This is a genomic window from Mesorhizobium sp. LSJC269B00, from assembly GCF_000502815.1.
In the GTDB taxonomy this organism is placed as follows: Bacteria; Pseudomonadota; Alphaproteobacteria; order Rhizobiales; family Rhizobiaceae; genus Mesorhizobium.
In genome coordinates, this window is record NZ_AYVN01000002.1 from 21421 (window position 1) to 43833 (window position 22413).

Below are 22413 nucleotides of genomic sequence, written 5' to 3' on the forward strand. Positions count from 1 at the left end.
TTCCGTCGAGGAGGCGCGCCCGGCGCGCTTGTCGGCAAAGTTCGATGCAATCCTGGCCCTGAGCAGGGTAGGCATTTCCTTTGGCGGTGTCACGGCGCTGAGCGATGTCGACCTCGAGGTCAAGAGCGGCGAAATCCGCGCCGTGATCGGCCCCAACGGCGCAGGCAAATCCTCGCTGATCAACATCATCAGCGGCCTCTATCACGCCGACCACGGCAAGATCGCGATCGCCGGCCAGTCATTCTCCCGTGTGCCGGCGAGCCGTCTGGCACGTCTGGGCGTCGCGCGCACCTTCCAGAACCTGGCGCTCTTTCCCGGGCTTTCGGTGCGCGACAACATCGCGTCCGGCCGCGTCCACACCAGGCGCGCCAGCTTCGTCGAACATATTGCGGGTCTGCCACGCGCCCGGCGCGAAGATGCGGGCATAGCCGAAAAGGTCAACCAGACAATCGCCTTCCTGCATCTGGAAACGGTCGCCGATCAGCTGGTCGCGACGCTGCCCTACGGCTTGCAGAAGCGGGTCGAACTGGCGCGAGCGCTGGTTGCCGAGCCGAAGATCCTGCTGCTCGACGAACCGATGGCCGGCATGACGGCGACCGAGAAAGCCGAGATGGCCGCGTTCGTGCGCGCCGCGCGCGACCGGCATGGCGTCACCATCATCCTGATCGAGCACGACATCGGGGTCGTCATGGGCCTGTCCGACCGCGTCGCCGTGCTCGATTACGGCCGCAAGATCGCCGACGGCACGCCGGCCGAAGTGCGCGCCGATCCGGACGTGATCCGGGCCTATCTCGGCGCCGCCGAGGGCGAGGATGGCGAGGGCATCTGATGAGCTACTATGATTTTCTCTTCGTTGTCGAAGTGCTGGTCGGCGGCCTGTTGTCGGGAGTCATGTATTCGCTCGTCGCCATCGGCTTCGTGCTGATCTACAAGACGTCGGGTGTGCTGAACTTCGCGCAAGGGTCGATGGTGCTGTTTGCGGCACTCACCTTTGTCAGCCTGGTCGAACGCGGCATCCCGTTTGCGCTTGCGCTGCTGATCACCTTTGCGGTCATGGTCGCGCTCGGTTTCACCATCGAGCGAACCGTGCTCAGGCCGCTGGTCAACCGCTCGCCGATGACGCTGTTCATGGCCACGCTTGGCCTGTCCTACATCATCGAGGGTGCAGCCCAGCTGATCTGGGGAACGCAGGTGCACGGGCTCGATCTCGGCATCGACGACACGCCTTTCGAGGTCGGCGGCATCCTCATCTCGTCCTTCGATCTGCTCGCGGCCGGCATTGCCGCGGCGATGGTGGCCGGCTTGAGCGCATTCTTCTACTGGACGCGGATCGGGCTGGCTTTTCGCGCCGTCGCCGACGATCAGTTCGCGGCACTTGCCGTCGGGCTGCGGCTGCCGCGGATCTGGGGAACGGTGTGGACGGCTGCAGGCTTCGTGGCGCTGGTCGCGGGACTGCTGTGGGGCGCACGCCTCGGCGTCCAGTTCTCGCTATCGCTGATCGTGTTGAAGGCGCTGCCGGTGCTGGTGCTTGGCGGCTTCGATTCCATCCTTGGCGCCATCGTCGGCGGCCTCATCATCGGCGCCAGCGAAAAGCTCGCTGAGGTCTATCTCGGACCCTTCGTCGGCGGCGGCATCGAAGGCTGGTTCGCCTATGCGCTGGCGCTGGTTGTCCTACTGGTGCGCCCCTCCGGCCTGTTTGGCCAGAAAATCGTCGAAAGGGTCTGACCGATGGCCGTGCAAGCGCTCGATGCCGCAAGGGCTCCAATCGACTGGCTGAGGTTCGCCCGGAAATTAGCTTTGCCGGCCGTGGCGATCGTCGTCGTCTACGGCCTGGTCCCGGCCTTTGCGTCGAGCTATCTGGTCGAGGCGATCCTGCTGCCGTTCCTTGCGCTCAGCCTGGCGGCAGTCGGCCTCAACCTCTTGACCGGCTATTGCGGCCAGCTTTCGCTTGGCTCCTCCGCTTTCATGGCGGTAGGCGCCTTCGCCGCATACAATTTCAACCTGCGAGTCGAAGGACTGCCGCTGGCTGCGACCATGATCCTGGCCGGGATTTCGGCCGCCGGCATCGGCGTCATCTTCGGGTTGCCGAGCCTGCGCCTGCGGGGCTTCTATCTCGCCGTCTCGACGCTCGCCGCTCAGTTCTTCGTGCAGTGGGCGCTGACCAAGTTCGGCTGGTTCTCCAACGACAATCCGTCCGGGGTGATTTCCGCGCCGCACCTTGCCGTCGCCGGGTTTTCGCTCGACGGTGCCGCCGGACGCTATTTACTTTCCGTCACCACCGTCATCGTGCTGACGGCGCTGGTTTGGCGGCTGGTCAACAGCGCGACCGGCCGCAACTTCATTGCCGTGCGCGACAATGAAACCGCCGCGCGCGTCATTGGCGTGCCGGTGCTGCGGACCAAGCTGCTGGCCTTCGCCATCTCATCCTTCATCATCGGCGTCGCCGGCGTGCTGTGGGCCTTCACCTATCTGCGCACGGTCGAGCCGGCCGGCTTCAATCTCGACCGCTCGTTTCAGATCCTGTTCATCATCATCATCGGCGGGCTGGCTTCGATACGCGGTGCGTTTCTGGGCGCCGCATTCATCGTCGTCTTCCCGCTCGTTCTGTCTCGGCTCGGCGCCTTCGTGTTCGGCGGCCTGTTCGATTCTGGTGTGCTCGATATGAGCCAGCGCATCGTGCTTGGCGCCCTCATCATCATATTCCTCATCGCGGAACCGAACGGGCTGTCGGCCCTCGTCGACCGCCTGAAACGACGGATCGGCTCAAGGTCCAGCTGAGCGCCGCTCGACATTCTCTCACGGACCCAAAACCTCAGGAGACGCAACTCATGACCTTCTTCAGTCACCTCAAGAAAGCGGCGATCGCCACCGCTTTCGTGCTCGGCGCGACAGCCGTCCATGCCGACGAACAATATTTCCCGCTGCAGAGCTACCGCGTCGGCCCCTATGCCGCGGGCGGCACCGGCTTCTTCGGCGGCTTCATCGACTATCTCAACCTGATCAACATCCGCGACGGCGGCGTCAATGGCGTCAAGCTGACCTGGAGCGAGGGCGAAACCCAGTATGAGGTCGAGAAGGGCGTCGAGGTCTACGAACGGTTGAAGAGCAATCCCGGCATCGCCGCCTGGAACCCGCTCTCGGTCGGCATCGCCTACGCCATGATCGACCGCATCACCGACGACAAGGTGCCGCTTATCACCATCAATCACGGCCGCACCGACACCACCGACGGCCGGGTATTCCCTTACGTCTTCCCGCTGCTGCTCAACCCCTACAGCGAAACATCGGGCATCGTGAACTACATCGCCTCCAAGGAAGGCGGCCTCGACAAGCTCAAGGGCAAGAAGATCGTCGTGCTCTATCACGGCTCGCCCTACGGCAAGGAGACGATCCCGATATATGAGCTGCTGTCGCAGAAATACGGTTTCGAACTGTCGCAGATCGAGGTCCCGCACCCCGGCAACGAGCAGCAGGCACAGTGGCTGACGATCCGTCGCGATCGTCCCGACTATGTCGTGCTGCGCGGCTGGGGCGTGATGAACCCGGTTGCGCTGAAGACCGCGCAGAAGACCGGCTTCCCGGCCGATCACATCGTCGGCAATGTCTGGTCCAACTCTGAAGAGGACGTCATCCCCGCCGGCGACGCCGCCACGGGCTACACCGCCATCACCACCCAGGCGTCTGGCGCCGACTACCCGGTCGTCAAGGAGATCGTCAAGACGGTCTACGACGCCGGCAAGGGCAATCTCGAGGACAAGAGCCGCATCGGCTCGGTCTACCACAATCTCGGCATCGTCAACGGCATCCTCAATGTCGAAGCCATCCGCATCGCGCAGGCCAAATTCGGCAATCGCACGCTGACCGGCGATGAGGTCCGCTGGGGCTTCGAACACCTCAAGCTCGACCCGGCGCGCGTCGAGGCGCTCGGTGCCAAGGACCTGTTCCACTCGATCAACGTCTCCTGGGACAATCACGAAGGTGATGGCTACGTGACCTTCCAGCAGTGGGACGGCAAGAAGTGGAACGTCGTGTCCGACTGGATCGCGCCGGACTGGAAGCTGCTGCGCCCGATCATCGAGAAGTCGTCCGAGGCCTATGCCAAGGAAAAGGGCCTCAAGATCCGCACGGCCGAAGACGCCGATGCGGTGGTCAGCAACTGAGTTTGAAGAGCTCACGGCCGGCCCGCGGGCCGGCCGTGCCATCCATCTTCGCAGCGGAGTTATCGATGTCCAGCCCGGAAAATCCGATCCTGTCGGTCAGCCGCGTCGAGGCCGTCTACAATGGCGCCATCGCCGCTTTGCATGGCGTTGACCTCTCGGTCGGCAAGGGCGAGATCGTTGCGCTGCTCGGCTCAAATGGCGCCGGCAAGACGACGTTGTTGCGAGCCGCATCCAATCTTCTGCCGGCAGAGCGCGGCGCCGTTACCGCCGGCCGGATCATTTTCGATGGCGAGGATGTTTCAAGGGCAAGCCCCTCGCACCTTGTCCGCAAGGGCCTGGTCCAGGTTCTCGAGGGCCGGCACTGTTTCCGCTCGCTGACGGTCGAGGAGAACCTTCTGACCGGGGCGCTCGGGCGTTCATCCTCGCGCGTTGGCGTGAAGGCCGACCTTGAGCGTGTCTACGCGCTGTTTCCGAGGCTTCTCGAGAAACGGCGCACGCGGTCCGGCCTCACCTCCGGCGGCGAGCAGCAGATGACGGCGATCGGTCGCGGACTGATGTCGCGGCCGAAACTCTTCGTGCTCGACGAGCCCTCGATGGGGCTCGCGCCGCTGATCGTCGACGAGATCTTCAGCGCCTTGAAGCGGCTCAATCGGGACGAAGATCTTTCGATCCTTGTCGCCGAGCAGAATTCGGCGGTGGCGCTGAAATATGCTGATCGTGCCACCGTGCTCGAAAACGGAAAAAGCGTGCTGGAAGGGTCGGCTGCCGACCTGCGCCAGCGCGACGACATCAAGACCTATTATCTCGGCGGCGCGCCGCTCCCATTGCAACACTTTCCCCAGGAGACAGCAGCATGACCATCCAATCCAAGCAGCCGTCCGACGCGCGCGTCGCCGTGCCTCCGGTCGAGCGCCCCTCGGCCAAGGCGCATATCATCAAGACCGATGCCGAGGCGATCGCCATCGCCGAAAAACTTGCCATTGAATTCACCAGGGAAGCCTCGAAGCGGGATCGCGAGCGCATCTGGCCGAAGGAAGAGCTGGATGCATTTTCGCAGAGCGGCTTGTGGTCGATCAATGTGCCGAAGGCCTATGGCGGGCCGGAGGTTTCCTATGTGACGCTGTCGAAGGTGATCACCATCATCTCGGCGGCTGATCCCTCGCTTGGCCAGATTCCGCAAAACCATCTCGGCGTGGTCGCCGCCATCCGCACGGTTTCGGACGAGGCGCAGAAAAAGCTGCTCTTCGCCGAGGCACTGTCCGGCACGCGCTTTGGCAACGCGTTTTCCGAGTTCGGCTCCAAGCGTGCCGCCGACTTCGAGACCAAGTTCGTCGATGCCGGTGACCATGTCGTGGTCAACGGCCAGAAATTCTATTCAAGCGGCGCCCTGCTCGCCCATCTGGTGCCGATTGTGGCGCTCGATGACGAGGGGCGCGCCTGGTATGCCATCGCCGATCGCGGCGCGCCCGGACTGACCGTCATCGATGACTGGTCGAGCTTCGGCCAGAAGACGACGCTCTCCGGCACGGTCCTGCTCGACAATGTGAAGGTGGCGAAGACGCATCTCGTCCCCGGCTACAAGGGGTACGACAAACCGACAGCCGACGGACCCATCTTCCAGATCATCCAGGCGGCGGTCGATCTCGGCATCGCCAAGGCGGCGATCGACGAGACGGTCAGCTTCGTGCGCACCAGGTCGCGCGCGTGGATCGACAGCGGCGTCGATAATGCCTGGCAGGATCCCTATACGATCCAGGCGATCGGCGACCTTCGCCTGCGCGCCAATGCGGCCGAGGCTATTCTGGAAAAGGCCGGCCTTGCGGTCGACCGCGCCGTGGCCGATCCTAACGAGAAGACGGTCGCGGAGGCGCAGATCACGGTCGCCGAATCCAAGATCCTCACCACCGAGATCGCCATCACCGCCACCAACAAACTGTTCGAACTCGCCGGCACGCGATCCACGCTGGCCGAGCACAATCTCGACCGCCACTGGCGCAATGCGCGCACCCACACCCTGCACGATCCCGTCCGCTGGAAATACGCGATCCTCGGCAACTATTACCTGAACGAGGTCAACCCGCCCCTCCACGCCTGGAGCTGAGCGGGAACGCCGTAAAGTCACAAAGGACTATTCATGAGCACTGCCACCCCCGACAGGATCAAGGTCCTGTGGTTCTTGCCCACCCATGGCGACAGCCGCTATCTCGGCACCTCCGAGGGCGGCAGGGCGGTCGACCTGCCCTATCTCACCCAGGTCGCCAAGGCGGCCGACGCCATCGGCTATTATGGCGCGCTGCTGCCGACCGGGCGCAGTTGCGAAGACAGCTGGGTGGTGGCGTCGGCGTTGGCGCCGCTGACGCAACGACTTCGCTTTCTCGTTGCGGTCCGTCCAGGGCTGCAGTCGCCGACGCTCGCCGCGCGCATGACCTCGACGCTCGACCGCATTTCGGGCGGGCGCTTGCTGATCAACGTGGTCACGGGCGGCGATCCGGTCGAGAACAAGGGCGATGGCATATTCCTCAGCCATGACGAGCGCTATGAGGTGACGCGGGAATTCCTCGACATCTACAAGGCCGTGCTCAGCGGCGAAACCGTAGCCTTCGAAGGCAAGCATTTCCACATCGAAGATGGCAGGTTGCTGTTCCCGCCGGTGCAGACGCCGCACCCGCCGCTCTATTTCGGCGGCTCGTCGGACGCGGCCAATGCGGTCGCCGCCGAGCAGATCGACAAATACCTCACCTGGGGCGAGCCGCCGGCGGACGTCGCCGCCAAGGTCGAGCATGTGCGCGGCCTTGCCGAAAAGGCCGGCCGCGAAGTGAGCTTCGGCATCCGATTGCATGTCATCGTTCGCGAGACCAATGACGAGGCCTGGGCCGATGCCGACCGGCTGATCAGCCGCCTCGACGACAAGACGATCGCCGAGGCGCAAAAGGTTTTTGCCCGCATGGACTCCGTCGGTCAGTCGCGCATGAGCCGGTTGCATGGCGGCAGCCGCGACAAGCTCGAAATCAGCCCGAACCTTTGGGCCGGCGTTGGCCTTGTGCGCGGCGGCGCCGGCACCGCCTTGGTCGGTGATGCGGCGACCGTGGCGGAACGGATCGACGAATACCGAAGGATTGGCATCGATACCTTCATCCTGTCCGGCTATCCGCATCTGGAGGAAGCCTATCGCTTCGGCGAACTGGTGCTGCCGCTGCTGCCGCTCGATCACGAAATCTCGACCCGGCCGACGACGGTGAACATGGGACCGTTCGGCGAAACGGTGGCCGGAGATCATCGACCATCGGCGCTGCGCGCGAGCCAGTCTTGAGCGCTTCCCGCAGGGCTGGGAAACTGACGGTCGCCATCATTGGCGGCGGCTTTTCCGGCGCCGCAACCGCGTTTCACCTGGCGCGGCTGCTGCCCGCCGATGCAGCCGATATAGGGGTCGTCGAACCGCGCGAGGCGCTCGGCTATGGTCTGGCCTATTCGACGGCCGATCCCTCGCACCGCATCAACGTGCGGGCGTCCAGGATGACGCTGATCTCAGGTGAGGAGGGCCATTTTTCCGACTGGCTGGAGCAGACCGGCGCCATTCTGGACGATACGCAGGCCATCGCCGCCAGCGGCGCGATCTACCCGCAGCGTCGGGTCTTCGGCCGCTATGTCGAATCCCACTTGCAGCCCTTCCTGCAAAGCAAGGCGATCCGCCATGTCAGGGCCGAAGTTGCTTGGGTCGAGCGCAGTGGCGAGGGCTACCGGCTCGTCCTGTCCGATGGCGCAACGCTTTCCGCCGATGCTGTGGTGATCGCGGCGACGCATCCATTGCCGGCCCTCCCGGCGCCGCTGCGCAGCGTGGTCTCAGTCGCCGGATTGGTGGCCAATCCCTACGATCTCGAACGGCTGCAGGCGATCGGCCGCGACGACCGTGTTCTCATTGTTGGCACCGGTCTGACCTCGGCCGACGTCATTGCAACCCTCGACCGTAGAGGTCATCGCGGCCGTATCACGGCACTGTCGCGCCATGGCTACCGCTCGCATGTGCAGGCCGCGACGCAGGGCGACCCGATAGGCGACTTCACCAGCCTGCCTTTATGCAGCGCCACGGTGCTGCTCGGGCACATCCGGGCCACGATCGCGGCAGCGAGGCGACAGGGCGGAGACTGGTATCCGGTCCTCGACGCTGTCCGGCGTCAGGGGCAGTTGATCTGGCAGGCCTTGCCGCTCGCCGAGCAGCGCCGCGTGGTGCGCCATCTTCGCGCGCTCTGGGATGTACATCGTTTCCGCATCGCGCCACAGGTAGCAGTCGTGCTGGATCGCCGCCTTGCCGAGGGGACGCTCGCTTATCGCGCCGCATCGATTGTCGAGGCCGATGAGGCCGACGGGCATATCCGCGTCACGCAGCGGTCAAGGCGCCGACACGACCTCATCGTCGAGACGTTCGACAGCGTGATCGTGACGACCGGGCCGGCGCATGCCGACATTCTTCGCACCAACACGGCGATTGCCGCCCTTGGACATCTGGGCCTGGTCCGTCTTGACCCAACCGGCCTTGGTCTCGACACCGACAGCCACGGCCGCGCGGTCGATGCGTCAGGTCACCCGGCCGACAATATTTTCATCAGCGGACCCCTGGCGCGCGGCAGCGTCGGCGAGCTGATGGGCATCCCTGAAGTCACCGCCCATGCCGAGAGCATCGCCACTGAAATTCACCAATGGTTGGGTTACCAGACGGCGTTGCGTCGCAGGGCGTCGTGAAGATGCAAACACGATGAGGCTATCCAGATGACACTAACCGAACGCATTCTGCCGGATGAAACCCGGATCCCCCTGAAATTTGCGATGCGACACCTGGCCGGAGCCGTGTCCGTGGTCACCGCAGGCATCGGCGACGAGCGGACGGGCGCAACAATTACCACCGCCCATTCCTTGTCGGTCGAACCGGAGGTGATGGTCGTCAGCATCAACCTGAGCTCGTCGACATGGGCAGCCATCAGCCGGCATGGGCACTTCTGCGTGAATGTGCTACGCGCCGACCAGATCGCGATTGCCGACCGTTTTGCCGGCCGAGGCGGCCTCAAGGGGCAGGCGCGCTACGAGGGTGCGCGCTGGTCCACCCTTGCAAGCGGCGCACTGGCACTCGAAGGTGCGCTTGCCGCGGTAGACTGCACGGTCGAGGACACCATCATTCGTCACAGCCATGCGCTGATCCTCGGCACCGTCCGACATGTGGTGAGCGGAGAGCCTGGCCCAGCGTTGATCTATCATCGCGGCGCATATGGATCATCTTGAGCGGGTTGGTACGTGTCGTTTTCTGACAGCCATGCAAATCTCGGAAAAGTGACGCTCGCGATGCTTGGCCTTCTGGCATACCAGAACCGCGAATGATCCGCGGCGCGGGAGCACGTAATTCAAACAACGGATGCCTTGAACCTCTGCAGATCGCCGACTGCAACAACGATTAAGAGGCTTGCTGATCGGAATCGTCGCAGGTCCTTCCTGGGCATTACTATCCGCGCCGATAAGCGGACGTAAAATGGAGGACACGCCAGGAACGGCTTGCGTCACCCCCCGAGGCAGTTTGCGGGCGCCGACCGGGCGGGCGGGTTGTATGATGCCCGGCGTGTTGGCCGGTTTAGAATGGAAGCTTGATTTCGCCCACCGAGAGAGGCCTACCGGCCGCTATGAGCGCCGCAACCGTCTCTCTGTCCTGTTGCCGGCGCTTCACGAGGCCGTTCAGCACCCTATCGAGAGATATCGCCCCGGCGCCGGCTACGGCCAGGACGAACATGCCGCCCGCTATGGCGAGATCCTTTTCGAGATGCAGCAATTCGTTCTGGTTGGCGAAATTGGTGTGGAACAAAGCTGCCGTTGCCAAACAGAACAGTCCGAGCGCCACCGCGCCCAGACGCGTCTGCAGACCAAGGCCGACCGAAAAGCCAGCTCCCAGCTGCAGCGCTATGGTGGCTATTAAAAGCGGCAGGCTGACGCCGAGCGCCGTCATCGCCTTGGCTGCACCGGCGAAATGCGTCGCCAGCTCCAGGCCTTCATGCACGAAGAGCAATGAGAGCAGCAGGCGACCCGTCAGCAGGGTCAAGTCGGTGAGATGTGGTTTCCAGGCGGTTTGTGTCGTTGTCACGATGGGCTCCAGGCAATGGGAAAGGGGCAGGCGCCTTGCAGCACCTGCCTGGTTTACTTTGTCACCTTGGTGTCGATGGCCTTGTGGAGGTCTTCGAGTTCTTCACAGCCGGCGGGACACAGCTTCTGCAGCGACGCCAACTGCTCGTTGGCCTTGGCCATGTCGCCGGTCTCTACATAGAGTTCGCCCAGATATTCGCGGGCGGCCTTGTGGTCGGGCTTCAGCTCGAGCGCCTTGTTGTAGTAGGTCAGCGCCGTGGTGAAATCGCCCGTCTTGCGCAGCGTGAAGCCGAGCAGGTTGTAGACGTCGGCCTGCTGGTTGTCCTGCGCGAGATCACGCAGATCGGCCAGCGCGCCCTTGTAGTCCTTGACGGCGATCTTGGCCTGGACGGCGGTGAGGTCGGGTGCATCGGTGCCTTCGAGGTCGTCGACCGCATAGGCCGGCATGATAGTGGCCACGGGAACGACGGTCAGCACGGCAATGGCGCCGAGCAGGCCAAACAGGGCGTGCTTGCCCAGATAGGATTGCTTCATCATCTTTCTCGCTTGGGTTGGGAGCTCGCGCTCAAATCTGAACTGGGGTGAAACCATAGGCATTGCCGTCTTTCACGAAGACGCCGGTGCCGGGGAACGGGAAATGCGAACCCGAGATCCGGATGTTGTCGGCGATCACGCGATCGATCAGCTTGTGCCGCGTGGTGATCGCCATCGGCCCGTCCTGGTCGTAACTGCCCTGCCACTCCGGATGCGGCGCCAGAAGGGCGGGCACATACATGGTGTCGGCCGAGATCATCAGCTGTTCCTTGCCGGAGTTGGCGAGGTAGACCGAATGTCCCGGCGTGTGGCCGGGCGCAGCGATGATCTGGATGCCGGGTGCGACTTCGGCGCCGTCATTGACCAGCTTCCAGTTCTTCCATTTCGGAAAGTTTTCGGCGATGCGCTTGCCCGCCGGCTTGCGGCCTTCCGGCAGCTTGGCCAGCCGGCTGGGGTCGGTCCACCAATTGTATTCCGTGGCGTTGACGATCAGCTCGGCATTGGGGAACACCGGTGCATCGGTCCCCTTTTCCATCAGGCCCCAGACATGGTCGGGGTGGAAATGCGAGATCATGATGGTGTCGATCGTCTTATAGTCGATGCCGGCGGCGGCCATGTTGGCCGGCAGATGGGTGGCATTGGTCTGCCATTGGCCGACGCCCGATCCGGCATCCATCATGATCAGCCTGCCGTTCATCTTGAGGACGATGACGGTGAGCGGGATGGGCATGAAGTCTGTCGTCAGGCCGGCCTTGGCAAGCGCTGCCTTGGTGTCCTCGACGGAAACATCCTTGATGAAGGCCGGGTCGTGCGGCTTGCGCCAGATGCCGTCATAGATGGCGGTGACCTCGATATCACCGACCTTGTATTTGTAGAAGCCGACGGTCGGCTCGACCGACGTTTCGGCGAAGGCGGGACGGGTGAATTCCAGCTTGCCGGCCAGACCGAAGGCGGTCGCGGCGAGCGTGGTTCCAAGCAACGTGCGACGTGTCATCATGAACATAGGTGATCTCCTGCAGCCTTATGGGGTGATGATGGAGAGCCAAAGGTTTGGCTCTCCATCGTGAGTGGTAAGAGAAGATGTTCGGAAGGGTGCCTTCAGCGGCCCCAGATGCCGTCGTTGTTGTGCCTGGTGATGATGTCCTGAACCGACCCCTGGCGCGGCCCGGTCGTCACCATGGTGTCGACGCCGGCTTGGCGCGGGGAGGGGGAAATGGAAGCAGTGGCATTGGTGTCAACGGTAGCGACCGGCTGATTGGAGTTGTTGCCGCCATGGTCGCTGCCGGCAAAGGCAGCGGTTGAGGCAAGCAGCATGGCAGCCACGCTGAGAGCGAGCTTGGTCATTTCGGTAGATCCTTTTTTCGTTTCTTGGGTGCGTGCCGGGAAATTGGCCCCGCTAACAACAAGACCCATCAGGACATCCCTTTATTCCCGGGCGGCGCGAAATTCTTTTGAGATTTCCCGAAAACAGGGGCCGGCGTCCGCCCCGAACTGGAGCCGACGCTGCACGAGGACGCGTTCGACGTCGGCGCCATGCTGCCGTGGTCTGTCACCCGGGCAGGAACGTCAAGGCTAGCGCAGGTCGGCACTCGATATCGGTTGGAGTGCCGACGGTCGGTTATCAGCCGGGGACGACCGCGGCGCGGAAGCGCGCCACGAAGTCGTCGAGCTCCGGCCGCTCCATGTCGGAAATCGCCCAGTAGGAGAAGGCGCCGTCGCTCCATTGCACCAGCGAGAAGCCGCCCTCCGAGAGATCGACGGGGTCGGTCACCGCCCCGGCATTTTGCGGCTCGGCGACAAGGGTGATCAAATGCTCGCGGTGGCGATAAACCAGCGCCGGCACTGCCCGGCCGCCAATGACCTCGACCCTGCCACCGATGAGCGCAAATCCGTCTTTCACCATATCAGGAGCCGGCGGCGAAAGGCCGAGCCTTGCATCGAGCCATGGCTTTACGGTGTGCCGGTCCGACGAGACTACATCGACGGGGCTGGTCGCCAGCAGGCTGCGTTGGTGGCCGCTGGCCACGCCTGCGGCAAAGCTATCGGCTACGCTAGGCTGCATCGCCCATTGCGTCGCGCCGCTGGCCAGAACAGCGCTGATCATGATCGAGGCCGCCATGGTGCGCCAGTCGAATGATCCGAAGTTGCGCGCCGACCACCACGTTCGAGCGGACTTCGCCCGTATCGGCGCTCTGGGCCGCAGCACCTCGACGCTGCCGGATGCTGCCATGGCTGCAATGCGCGCGCTGAACTCGTCGCTCACCTGGGGCTTCGGAAGCCTGGCCACAGCCCCTTGCAAGACCATGATGCGGGCATGTTCGGCCGCCAGCTTGGGATCGGCCGCGATGCGCCGCTCGACAGCCATGGCCGCGGCGGCGTCAAGCTCGCCATCTATCAGCGCGTGCAGCATCAGGTTCATGCCTGCGGCGTCCTCGGGCAATCCATCGTTGTGCGCACTCATTGCGCCCTCCCAAGGTCAGAGATCAGCAGGCCACGCGCCCGCGCCAGCCGCGACATCACCGTGCCCATCGGCACGCCCAGCATGGCTGCGATATCGCGGTAGGCTAGGCCATTGACGTCGCGCAGCACGAGCGTTTCTCGAAAGGGTTGCGGCAGAGCGGCGATCGCCGCCTCCAGGGCCGCCACGTCTGCCCTGGCAATCAGGCTCGCCTCCGGGCTTTCGCTCTCAGTCGGATCGACTGCGTGAGCGGCGCTCACCTCGTCGAGATCACCGAGGTCGCCCACCGAGACGATGCTGCGCGGGCGATTGCGCGCCAGCCATGTGTAACACGAGTTGCGAACGATGGTGAGCAGCCAGGCACGTGCATTGCCGCCGGCATAGCTTGCGATGTTGGCGTGTGCCTTCATGCAGGCGTCCTGCACGACATCCTCGGCGTCGGTGGCATTGCCGGTCAGCCAGCGGGCCAGCGAAAGCGCGTCGGCGAGATGGGGCATTACCACTTCGCCGAAGCGGTCGGCTCGCGCATTGCTGCTTAGCATCGGTACACCGTCACATGCGCCTCGCCTTGAGTGCTCATGGGGCGAGAATGGTTCTGCGTTGCGATCGAACCCAGAGGAAACATCCCGGGTCGCCAACTGCGTTGAATGTGAGGGCAAACGTCGCATCGGTGTCAATCACGCACTGGACCGCAAACATGCATCCAGATGGATGCTTCTCGAGCACAAGCATTGCCGAATTCACGACCCATTTCGCATGCGCGGCACCTCAGCTTTCCCGATCCCGACCGCGGCAGCACCTTCGGCAGACAGGTGAGCCAGCCGGCCGCAGGCGGCCGACCTATCGCCTTCCAGAGGTCCTGGAACGCGTCGACCGATACCGTCGTGCTCGGCAATGTGTGGGTTTGCAGTGCGGCGTCCCTTCAAGGTCAATCAGCAGCTCATGCATGGAGGACCAGGGCAAGCGGCTTTTTATTCCCGGACAGCGTGATTCTTTCTCGGCAATGTGATTGGTCCGGGCGCCCTGGTTTTGGCATTGCGTTTGATGAAACTACTCGATCGTCCGGCGTCAATCCCAATCCTGCAGAACCAGCTTATTCGTGAGATGCACTACTGGCTGCTGACAGGTCGCCACGGTGCAGGCATCCACGCGCTCGGGAATCACCGACAGCCATGCAAGCCGCCTCGGGCCGGCCGTCGCGCTTATCAGAGCGGCCTATGCGGAGGCGCTGACGGTGGAGAATTGGCCGAAGTCGCCGGCATGAGTCGTTCTCACTCAGTTCGATCGTCGGCCGCCCGTCCAAGCGAGAACGGTTGAGCTCCCGTTCATCAAGCATATCCAAGTTTGATGCTGTCAAACCATCGTTTCATTCAAATCACTTTAGAAAATTTGGGGTGAGCGTAGACAAGATGCCGCCTGTGCGTCCGCCGATAATTGATTGCTGGACGACTTGAGACATGGGATGCGCATTTTGAACGTACGATCTAGGTATCTTCGTGCTGCCCCGGTTAAGTTCGACATGGAAGCTTTTCTTTGTGGCCGACATCATTGGCATGAGTTCCATTCTGAAGCTTTTCAGCGAGACCGGTCCGACGATGAATGTCAATTCAACCGCGGCCAAGCTCCGACAACCATGGTTTCACCAGGTATAAGCGTGGCTAGTCCTCAGAGCGTTCCGGGCAGGCTTTGGTATGTGGCCCTCGCGGGGGCTGTTTGTGGGATGTTTACATTGGTGTTGTTCCTCGTTTCATCAAAGCAATCCCTGCCTCTGCGCACGACCTATGTAAAATATGGATGCATTCCCGACGATCCTGCAAAACGCGAATGGGATCAATATCTTGGGCTGTCGACCTGCAAATGAGCAGCATGCCGATGCTAAGCTCAGCCCGGGCTTGGCCGGGTCTCGATAAATCGGCCTTACCCTGAACGATGTCGCCGGGCGATGCTGGCGCCGCATCTGTATGTTGATTACCGGTCGACTGGCAACGTTGGTGTCCCAGCCAGCAGCGACTGACTTGGCAAGGTCCTCATGGAACCTGATTCGGAAATTGAGAGTGATGCGTCTCTTGCCGCCAACGTACGACCAGGAATGCTGCGCCCGGCGGCCAGTCGGACGCGCTTCGTCACAATCCGTTAGGGCATCCAACCTGCTCGACATTCATTGCCTCACGACTGGGGGATGAGCAGATCCAAAAGATGAAGTCCGCACGTTGTGCCGGAAAAATATCAGGCTGTAGCGCGCATATTGTACGCTGTTGCTCCCGTTAACGAGCTGATGCGTATTGAGCATCAAGAGACTTGGGTTCGTACGATATATGCGGGTTTAGAATTCCTGCAGGATCGAGAGCAGCGCGGATGCGGTTCATCGCTGCGATTTCGGCCGTTGATCGCGATCGCCAAAGATGGGCCGCCTTCTCTCGGCCGATCCCATGTTCGGCAGAAATCGAAGACGGTTCGTACGACGCCAAGGCGTCATAGACGCATTCCTCGATAAGGCGTGTCGCGTCGGACAAAGACCCGTCGTGTCCGATCATGAAATGAATGTTGCCGTCCGCGAGATGCCCAAAATAGTAGGCGACGGCGTCTGATATTCGGGCTTTGAGGCGCGCTTCGACGTCTGCGATGTAAGCGGCATACTTATGTGGCCGCATGCTGACGTCGAAGGAAAGCACATGTTTATGGGCTCGCTCGATGACATCGGACCCATCACGGATCGACCAGAGACGGCGCTCCTGGACCGGTGTTGTCGCCAACGCGCTGTCGATAATGTCGTCGATGCCCTCCAAAGCTCCGACCAAACTGTCGACTGCCTGTTCGCTGCTATCCATGCCCTCGACCTGGGCGAGCAAATAAACGGGATGACCCGGTGGAAGCGGAGGCGTCTCTGCCGACAGTGCGGTGCTCACTTTCTCGAAATAGCGGTTCCACATGATTTCCAACGCCAATAAAGAATGGCAGCAGGCACGCTCTAGTGCCTCCATCACCACGAGGGCGCTGTTCAGGTGGTTGAGTGCCAACAGAACACTTGCCGTGCCGGCCGGTCGACGGCTGAGCTTCAGCAACGCTTTGGTCACAACACCCAGAGTTCCCTCGGAGCCGATGAATATCTGCTTCAGGTCGTAACCTGCGTTGTTCTTAGGCAAACCCCGCAGATCGGTAAGTATCGCCCCATCGGAAAGGACCACCTCAATGCCGACAACGTTGTATCGGGTCATGCCGAAGCGGATGACGGAGTTCCCGCCCGCGTTCGTGGCGATATTTCCGCCGATGGTGCAGCTACCCCGAGCGCCGAGATCGACCCCATATCGTAGATCGTGGTCCGCAGCGAAATCATGGACCGCCTCCAACTTCGTTCCTGCCCCCACCACAACCAGGCGCGTGCTCGGGTCGAAGCTCTCGATCCGATTTAGCCTCTCGGTGGAAATTCCGAAGTAGTGCGATGGGGTGTGGGTGCCATGCACGAGCCCGGTGAGCCCGCCCAGCGTAACCACTGGAGCCTGTTGCTCATGAAAGAGCTTCAGGCACTCCGCCACTGCCTTGGTGGTCCCGGGTCTGACGACAAGCGCTGGGCCACCTGGCGGCCCGGCAATGACATTCGACTCGCCCACGACCTGCCGAAGTCCAGCCTCAAGGGTCTCGTTGTTCATGACACGCCTGCGCCTGAAAACATTGCCGCGTCATTGTCTATCTGGAGCAGGGTCGGTCTGTTTCTTTTGAAAGCTTCCTTGAGTTCATGGGTGAGCTGTATGAGTGATTCAATTTGAACGGCATGGCATCCGAAACCCGTCGCAATCATCTGGAAGTCGGGCGTGTAGAGATCTACGCCCACCGTGGGGATGTCCGACGCAATCATGGCATCTCGTATTTCGCCATATGCTCGGTTGTTCCAGAGAATAACGGGAAGGCTGACTTCATTCTCAACTGCTGAGGTGAGTTCCTCGATCGTGTAGAGGAAGCTGCCGTCGCCGACGATCGCGACCACCTGACGATCCGGGCAGCCAATCTTCGCTCCGATAGCGGCTGGAAGGGCGCTTCCGAGCGTGCCGTACCCGTTCGGGAACAGCCATGTGCCAGGCTCTTTCGAGGGGAAGAAATGATTGCCTGTGTAAGCAAGTTGAGTGGAGTCGGCGCAGATGACGGCATTCGGATCAAGCGCTGCCGCTATGGCTCCCAAGATCGGCTTGTGCTTGTGAGACTCCGAGGACCAACCGGCGTCTTTCTCCACCGACGTCCGGATGTCCGCGACCCGTCGCCGAGCGATTTCTCTCTGATCCGCGTCGCCATCGCCGCATCCGTCGATTATCGCCTGGAGCGCGACCTTGGCGTCGGAGAGCATGGCGACGCGTGGGAGATAGTTCATGGTCAACTGCCGCGGATCGATGTCGATCCTGATTAGCGCGCCATTTATCCGGTAACTCTTGCAGGTGTAGAGCAGATCCGTCTCACTGAGTTCTGTTCCGACTGCCAGCACGACGTCGGCATCCTCGATTGCGCGATGCATCGGAGGGAAAGGAAGGCTTGAGCCGAGGGAAAGGGGATGGGTTTCCGGCAGGATTCCCTTACCGGTGTTCGTCGTCACCACGGGAATGCCAAGTTCCTCCGCGAGCGCCAGGACTTCTCGGCTCGCGCTGCGAGCGCCTCCGCCGACGATCATGATGGGGCGCTTGGCGCCCACCAGCATCGAGGAGACTCGGCTGATCACATCCGGGTGCGGCCCGGGCCTATACAGTTGGAGAGCTTGCTCAACGGGCACCGCCACCTTCGAACTGAGGAGGTCTCTCGGAACTTCGATCAAGGCCGGCCGCGGACGCGACACCTCCATCGACGACATGGCCCGGTGGAAAACCTCCTCGATGTTTGAAGGCTCGAGCAAAGTATGCGTGAAAGCAGCAATCTGCTCTTGGACTGCGGACTGCGACTTGGTCTCGTGCAGGGCGCCGCGACCCACTCCGATTTCTCCGCGCAAGTTGTTCGCGGCGATCACGAACACCGGAATGGAGTCCGAATAGGCTTCGGCAATACCGGTGGCAGCATTGAGCACGCCGGGGCCGGTTATGAGCATGCACGCAGCCGGCCGGCCGGTCGCGAACGCGTAGCCGTACGCCATAAACGCGCCACCCTGCTCATGCCGAGGCGTGACGTGCCTGATCCGCCGTTCGGGTAGAGATTTATAGAAGTCGACGGTGTGGACTCCGGGAATGGAGAAAATCGTGTCGATCCCATAGGATTCCATGAGACGAAGGATGGCGTCGGCCACCGTCGTCTCGACGACTTGCTTGTCGTCACCCATATCAGGCCTCCCCGCCTTTGGTCAGAGCCATGACGGTCCTGGCAATCTTGCGCGCGGAATTGACGAGGTCTGCCGTCCCGATGTGTTCCTCCGGTGTGTGCGCCCATTTCTCGTCGCCGGGGCCAAGACCGATCGTGGGGATGCCGGCCGCGTTCATGAACGTGCCGTTCACACCGAAACGCCAGGCCGAGATTGCCGGGGCGGTGTCGTCGACGTCGAGCGCCGCGACGATGGCAGCCTGAGCCACCAGGCTGGTTTGTGGGGTGAACATCAACGGATAGTGGTTGGTGACTTCCGCACTCCACTTGACCCCATCGGTTTCTCCGTATGCAGCCGTCAGGATTTGACTGATTTCCGAAAGGCAGCTCTCTTCATCCTCCCCCCGAATGTAGCGACGGTCTACCCTCATCTTCACGAGGTCTGGTACGACGGCGGTCCCATTGTCCGGGAAGGAATGCATGCCGGTCACGACAACCGTGGCAGGACCAAGAAGGTCGTCTTCGGGCAGTGTTGACGCGTATTGCTCCAGAGCACCGATGAACGCCATCGAAAGGTAGATCGCATTGACGCCGTTCGACGGCTCCGACGCGTGGGAGGTTCGCCCATGGAAGCAGACCTCGAACTCCAGCTTGCCGCGATGACCGAGATAGACCTGTCCCCTCGTCGATTCCACGGAGATTCCGTAGTCCGCGCGAATGCCTCCTTCGATAACGGACTTCACACCCTTGGGAGAGTCGGTCTCTTCCTCGACGTCGGCGACAACGATCACATCGCCGCCCGGCTTCAGGCCGCTGCGCTGCAGGGCACCCACCGCATACACGGCCGACATGACGTTGCACTTCATGTCACACGATCCACGGCCGAAAATGGCCTGACCGCTTTCGCCCCAACGGGAAGCGTCCACGAGCTCACCGGAGAACGGATTCTGCATAGCGCCAACGGGGACGTGATCGATGTGGCCGTTGATCATGACGGATGGCCCGGTCCCGTCACCGAAAACCGTCCCGATGACATTTCCGTTCGCATCGATTTTCACGTCGTCAAAGGAAAGCTCGATCATCTTTTCGGCGACGAACTTCGCGACATTCGCCTCCTGGCCGGTGAGGCTCTCGATCCGTACCACCTTCTGGCAAGCCGCGATAAGCGCAGGAGTGTCGATCGCTTCGTCAATAGCAGCACCAACTGAATTTCTGAGCATGATGAAGTACTCTTCTGTCTACTGTCGACATTTTCGGCCTTTAGGAACGGCCTCATGTCGGGATTACGGGGAAGTTTTGGGCTGAACTCGTGATGCTGCCGTGCGGCCGCGTTGACCTATTTCGTGGAAGCAAAGGCGTCCAGTGAAGTCATTATGTGCTCAGCGAGCGCTGCGGCCGCCTTATCTGGGTCGCCGCTTTCTATCGCTTGCACGAGAGGCTCGTGCTCCTGCGCCACGTCCATGAGGTTCTTGTAACCGGCATTGTCGATCGTAAGCGCGAGGCGAAGATGGTCGAACAGAAGTCCGGCGACCTTTTCGATGTACGGGTTCTTGGCCATCCGCCAGAGAGCTTCGTGGAATTCGAGTTCTGCGTCGACCAAGCCAGGCAAATCGCGATTCTTCGCAAAATTCGACATCGTTTTGATGAGCTTGCGCAGCTTCTTGATGTCTTCGGAAGTATGGCGCTCGGCCACCGCCCTGATCGCCAACGCCTCGATGGCATTCCTCACGACATACAATTCGCGAATTTTCTCCGCACTCATCTGGATGACCGAGGTCCCGTAATGGGTGCGGCTCTCAAGAAGCCCGGCTTCGGTCAGGCGGTTGACGGCTTCGCGGATCGGCGCGCGGCTGATGCCGAGAGATTTGGCGATGCTGGCTTCGACGATGCGCTCCCCCTGGGCGATCTGTCCTGAAAGAAGTTTGGCACGGAGGTCGAAGTACACCTGGTCAGCAACCGAATTACGCTGGATCACCAAACCGTTGGTTTCATCTTGTTTCACGACACCCATGGTGGGCCTCTCTTCATGGTTGGCGCAGCCTACCGAATTCGGTCCAGCATCAGCGCAGGCAACTTAGCGGAACTTGCGGAAAAAGAATACGAAACCGTGCACAGTACTGATTCGCTCCGTTTTCCAGTGTGGAGAACCTCCCCGGCTCTTCGCCAGGGAGGGTGGGCGGATTACGCGGCAGACTTCACAGACTTGCGCAGTGAAGAGCCAGCGCGGTCGAGAGCATCAACGATCTGGTCTGCCTCCGCTTCGGTAAGCACCAGTGGAGGAAAGAACTTCAGACCGGGCGGATCGATCTCCGCGACGCTGTGGCATAAAACGCCATCGGCGAGAATCTTCCTGTAGAGTTCACGCCCCACATCCCGGTTGGCAACTTGAACCGAGACGGCGAGCCCGAAGGATGTAACGCCCTTGAGAACGTCGGAGTGTTTCGAGCAGAGCGCTTGGAAGGCGTTGTGGAGGTACGCTCCAACTTTGCGGACGTTCTCCAACAAAGCCGGACTGGAGGCGACGTCAAGCACCTTCGCCGCGACAACACAGCTAATCTCGTTGCCGCCGAGGCTGGAGATATACGCGAACCGATGCTGATTCATGCACTGCTCGTAGATCTCCGCCCGCATCAATACGGCACTCGCTGGATACAGGCCCCCCGACAAGCCCTTGCCGGTGATCATCATGTCCGGATCGATGTCATACTGCTCCGAAGCCCACAGTGTCCCCGATCGACCCAAACCGGTGCGTGTTTCGTCCACGACGAACAACACTCCGCGCTCTTTGCAAAGGCGGGACGCCTGGGTGAAGAAGTCCTTGGAAGCCGCCTCGAAGGTCTCGTAGTCCATCGGCTCGATGATGAAGGCCGCGATCTCGGAGGTAAGAAGCCGGTCGAGTTCCTCGATATCGCCGAACCGCTCGAGAAAGTTCGCGTGCGAGGGAAGATTATAGTGGTCGATGATCCCTTCTTCGGGCGAGCCCGTGACGATAGCCGCGAATCCTGTATGGCCGTGATATCCATATCTGTAGGCAAGCATCTTCTGGCGCTTGGTCACGCGGAACGCGAACATTGTGGCCAGATCGACCGAAAGAGTGGAGCAAAGCGTAATCACGCTCCGATTCAGATGGGCCTTGGGCGCGAGCGCCGCCAGCTTGTCCTGGAGTTCCAAATATTTGGCATTGGGTACCGACCAAAGCCCGGTGTCCCGGCCGTCGTCGAGAGCCTGCCGCAGCGCAGCCAGGATCTCTGGATGGCGATGTCCCAAGGCGTGCACGCCGCCGCCGGTGCCGCAGTCGATCAGACGCCGCTTGCCTTCGATGTCCCACATGTAAACGCCTTCGCGTTTGCCGATGACGAATTCAGCGCCTTTCGCCTTCTGCCGCTCAGCATTCGACCGCCAGGACCGCTCGATGAAGGCGTCGAAAATTTCGGCACTTGTGTGAAGTTCCTTGTCGTTCACGGATGTCATTTTGCTATTCCATTCTCGCAATCATTGCGCATCCAAAGTGAAGTGCCAAACCTTCGAGACGATCTTCCATCCGGCGGCGGTTTTGACGCAGGTCAGTTCGTCCACGAAGTTCTTCGGAATGAAAATCTCCTTGACCCGAAGATGAGCTGTCGTGAGGCTGGCGATCTCGATTGCAACGACCTCGTCTCGCCTCGGATCGTTGCGGGAAGCCGGTGAAACACGGCCCCGCACGATCTCGAGGTACTTGTCTACGCCCATGATTACGGGTTCCGCTTCCGTGAAGCAGTAGAGCATCGCTGCGGGATGAAACACCTCAGCGAAGAGGTCCGCCTTCCCGAAATACAGCGCGTCGAAGTACTTGTTTGCGAGTTCGCGCAACGCGGCTTGGCCTGACATGATGTCCTC

The 22413-nt window shown here is 61.6% G+C and carries 22 protein-coding genes; 10 read left to right on the forward strand and 12 right to left on the reverse strand.

What is annotated here, in order from left to right:
- The first annotated feature begins 28 nt into the window (after nucleotides 1-28).
- The 9 genes from X771_RS160155 to X771_RS0133340 all read left to right on the forward strand — a co-directional run bounded on the left by X771_RS160155 (nucleotide 29) and on the right by X771_RS0133340 (nucleotide 9431).
- Nucleotides 29-829, forward strand: coding sequence for an ABC transporter ATP-binding protein (locus tag X771_RS160155; RefSeq protein WP_031202435.1), 801 nt, complete (start codon nucleotides 29-31; stop codon nucleotides 827-829).
- Nucleotides 829-1725, forward strand: coding sequence for a branched-chain amino acid ABC transporter permease (locus X771_RS160150; protein WP_023686768.1), 897 nt, complete (start codon nucleotides 829-831; stop codon nucleotides 1723-1725). The genes X771_RS160155 and X771_RS160150 overlap by 1 nt, the downstream gene beginning before the upstream one ends.
- Before the next feature lie 3 nt (nucleotides 1726-1728).
- Nucleotides 1729-2778 carry a branched-chain amino acid ABC transporter permease gene (locus X771_RS160145; RefSeq protein ID WP_023686769.1) on the forward strand — a complete coding sequence of 350 codons (1050 nt, stop codon included), beginning with the start codon at nucleotides 1729-1731 and terminating at the stop codon, nucleotides 2776-2778.
- Between the two features lie 50 nt (nucleotides 2779-2828).
- Nucleotides 2829-4160 (forward strand): ABC transporter substrate-binding protein, encoded by a 1332-nt coding sequence (locus X771_RS160140; protein WP_023686770.1) that lies wholly within the window; start codon nucleotides 2829-2831, stop codon nucleotides 4158-4160.
- A 65-nt stretch (nucleotides 4161-4225) separates the two neighbouring features.
- Nucleotides 4226-5017 carry an ABC transporter ATP-binding protein gene (locus tag X771_RS160135; RefSeq protein ID WP_032905207.1) on the forward strand — a complete coding sequence of 264 codons (792 nt, stop codon included), beginning with the start codon at nucleotides 4226-4228 and terminating at the stop codon, nucleotides 5015-5017.
- On the forward strand, nucleotides 5014-6261 hold the full coding sequence (locus tag X771_RS160130) for an SfnB family sulfur acquisition oxidoreductase (RefSeq protein WP_023686772.1): 1248 nt from the start codon (nucleotides 5014-5016) through the stop codon (nucleotides 6259-6261). The genes X771_RS160135 and X771_RS160130 overlap by 4 nt, the downstream gene beginning before the upstream one ends.
- 33 nt (nucleotides 6262-6294) lie before the next feature.
- Nucleotides 6295-7470: an FMNH2-dependent alkanesulfonate monooxygenase gene (gene ssuD / locus X771_RS160125; RefSeq protein WP_023686773.1), complete on the forward strand. Its 1176-nt coding sequence runs from the start codon at nucleotides 6295-6297 to the stop codon at nucleotides 7468-7470.
- Nucleotides 7467-8897 carry an FAD/NAD(P)-binding protein gene (locus X771_RS160120; RefSeq protein ID WP_023686774.1) on the forward strand — a complete coding sequence of 477 codons (1431 nt, stop codon included), beginning with the start codon at nucleotides 7467-7469 and terminating at the stop codon, nucleotides 8895-8897. Before ssuD ends, X771_RS160120 begins: the two co-directional genes overlap by 4 nt.
- A gap of 27 nt (nucleotides 8898-8924) precedes the next feature.
- The gene (locus X771_RS0133340) at nucleotides 8925-9431 is read left to right on the forward strand and encodes a flavin reductase family protein (RefSeq protein ID WP_050587397.1); all 507 of its coding nucleotides are present in this window, start codon (nucleotides 8925-8927) and stop codon (nucleotides 9429-9431) included.
- A gap of 343 nt (nucleotides 9432-9774) precedes the next feature.
- Here X771_RS0133340 and X771_RS160115 read toward each other — a convergent pair whose 3' ends face one another.
- The 6 genes from X771_RS160115 to X771_RS160095 all read right to left on the reverse strand — a co-directional run bounded on the left by X771_RS160115 (nucleotide 9775) and on the right by X771_RS160095 (nucleotide 13811).
- Nucleotides 9775-10278, reverse strand: coding sequence for a DoxX family protein (locus X771_RS160115; protein ID WP_023686775.1), 504 nt, complete (start codon nucleotides 10276-10278; stop codon nucleotides 9775-9777).
- Nucleotides 10279-10331: 53 nt separating this feature from the next.
- Nucleotides 10332-10811 (reverse strand): tetratricopeptide repeat protein, encoded by a 480-nt coding sequence (locus X771_RS160110; protein ID WP_023670612.1) that lies wholly within the window; start codon nucleotides 10809-10811, stop codon nucleotides 10332-10334.
- 31 nt (nucleotides 10812-10842) lie between these two features.
- Nucleotides 10843-11814 carry an MBL fold metallo-hydrolase gene (locus X771_RS160105; protein ID WP_023670611.1) on the reverse strand — a complete coding sequence of 324 codons (972 nt, stop codon included), beginning with the start codon at nucleotides 11812-11814 and terminating at the stop codon, nucleotides 10843-10845.
- A 95-nt stretch (nucleotides 11815-11909) separates the two neighbouring features.
- Nucleotides 11910-12155 carry a DUF680 domain-containing protein gene (locus tag X771_RS160100; RefSeq protein WP_023670610.1) on the reverse strand — a complete coding sequence of 82 codons (246 nt, stop codon included), beginning with the start codon at nucleotides 12153-12155 and terminating at the stop codon, nucleotides 11910-11912.
- A gap of 277 nt (nucleotides 12156-12432) precedes the next feature.
- Complete coding sequence (locus tag X771_RS0133345) at nucleotides 12433-13272, reverse strand: anti-sigma factor (protein WP_023723369.1); 840 nt, start codon at nucleotides 13270-13272, stop codon at nucleotides 12433-12435.
- Nucleotides 13269-13811, reverse strand: coding sequence for a sigma-70 family RNA polymerase sigma factor (locus tag X771_RS160095; RefSeq protein WP_023670608.1), 543 nt, complete (start codon nucleotides 13809-13811; stop codon nucleotides 13269-13271). Before X771_RS160095 ends, X771_RS0133345 begins: the two co-directional genes overlap by 4 nt.
- Nucleotides 13812-14313: 502 nt before the next feature.
- Here X771_RS160095 and X771_RS1000000166320 point away from each other — a divergent pair.
- Nucleotides 14314-14586: an AraC family transcriptional regulator N-terminal domain-containing protein gene (locus X771_RS1000000166320; protein WP_348524313.1), complete on the forward strand. Its 273-nt coding sequence runs from the start codon at nucleotides 14314-14316 to the stop codon at nucleotides 14584-14586.
- A 947-nt stretch (nucleotides 14587-15533) separates the two neighbouring features.
- On the opposite strand, the gene X771_RS160090 is transcribed toward X771_RS1000000166320, so the two are convergent.
- The 6 genes from X771_RS160090 to X771_RS160065 all read right to left on the reverse strand — a co-directional run bounded on the left by X771_RS160090 (nucleotide 15534) and on the right by X771_RS160065 (nucleotide 22404).
- Nucleotides 15534-16916, reverse strand: coding sequence for an FAD-binding oxidoreductase (locus tag X771_RS160090; protein ID WP_023686778.1), 1383 nt, complete (start codon nucleotides 16914-16916; stop codon nucleotides 15534-15536).
- Nucleotides 16913-18559: a 5-guanidino-2-oxopentanoate decarboxylase gene (locus X771_RS160085; RefSeq protein WP_023686779.1), complete on the reverse strand. Its 1647-nt coding sequence runs from the start codon at nucleotides 18557-18559 to the stop codon at nucleotides 16913-16915. Before X771_RS160085 ends, X771_RS160090 begins: the two co-directional genes overlap by 4 nt.
- Before the next feature lies 1 nt (nucleotide 18560).
- The gene (locus tag X771_RS160080) at nucleotides 18561-19757 is read right to left on the reverse strand and encodes a M20/M25/M40 family metallo-hydrolase (RefSeq protein WP_023686780.1); all 1197 of its coding nucleotides are present in this window, start codon (nucleotides 19755-19757) and stop codon (nucleotides 18561-18563) included.
- Between the two features lie 116 nt (nucleotides 19758-19873).
- Nucleotides 19874-20548: a GntR family transcriptional regulator gene (locus X771_RS160075; protein WP_023686781.1), complete on the reverse strand. Its 675-nt coding sequence runs from the start codon at nucleotides 20546-20548 to the stop codon at nucleotides 19874-19876.
- A 170-nt stretch (nucleotides 20549-20718) separates the two neighbouring features.
- Complete coding sequence (locus tag X771_RS160070; protein WP_023686782.1) at nucleotides 20719-22008, reverse strand: aspartate aminotransferase family protein; 1290 nt, start codon at nucleotides 22006-22008, stop codon at nucleotides 20719-20721.
- A 21-nt stretch (nucleotides 22009-22029) separates the two neighbouring features.
- Nucleotides 22030-22404 carry a nuclear transport factor 2 family protein gene (locus X771_RS160065; RefSeq protein WP_023686783.1) on the reverse strand — a complete coding sequence of 125 codons (375 nt, stop codon included), beginning with the start codon at nucleotides 22402-22404 and terminating at the stop codon, nucleotides 22030-22032.
- Nucleotides 22405-22413 lie beyond the last annotated feature (9 nt).